The following is a 619-nucleotide window of genomic DNA, read 5'->3' on the forward strand; positions in this document are numbered from 1 at the left end:
TCTCCGTCGTCCAGTACCTGCGGGTGGCGCTCGTCACCGCGACCATTCCGCTCGTGGTGACCCTGGTGTTTCATGCCGATCGGTCGCATCCGGCAGCCAACCCGGCCGGGTCTCCGAGTCAAACCGATTCGGCACCTTGGTATCTCAGCCTGATGATGTTGGCCGCCATCGTCGCTGTCGGCGTCGTCGGAGGGCGCTGGGCCAAGCTGCCCGGCGCCGGGCTCCTGGGCCCGCTGGCCCTGACGGTGGCACTGCAACTCACCGGTCTGTCGTTCGGGCTCACGGTCCCGGTGCTGTTGGTGCAGGCGGCCTACATGGTGATCGGCTGGCAGGCCGGCGTCGCCTTCACCCGCGAATCACTTCGCGCGATCGGGCGGATCCTTCCGCTGGCGCTCACACTGATCGTGGTGCTCGGCGCGGCCACCGCAGGCCTCGGCGTGGTGCTGGCCAATGTCACCGGGATGACCCAACTCGAGGGCTACCTCGCAACCAGCCCCGGTGGGGTCTACGCGGTGTTGGCCACCGCGGTCGAAACCGGTTCCAATGTCACCTTCATCATCGCCGCCCAGGTGCTGCGGGTCCTGCTGATGCTGTTCGCGGCGCCGCTGATGGCCAGGGT

The 619-nt window shown here is 68.0% G+C and carries 1 protein-coding gene; it reads left to right on the forward strand.

What is annotated here, in order from left to right:
- Positions 1-23: 23 nt before the first annotated feature.
- Positions 24-619 (forward strand): AbrB family transcriptional regulator (locus RNB18_RS50795; protein ID WP_311720902.1); only part of this gene is annotated, 596 nt, incomplete at its 3' end.

This window comes from Streptomyces doebereineriae (assembly GCF_031845645.1).
Lineage (GTDB): Bacteria > Actinomycetota > Actinomycetes > Streptomycetales > Streptomycetaceae > Streptomyces > Streptomyces canus.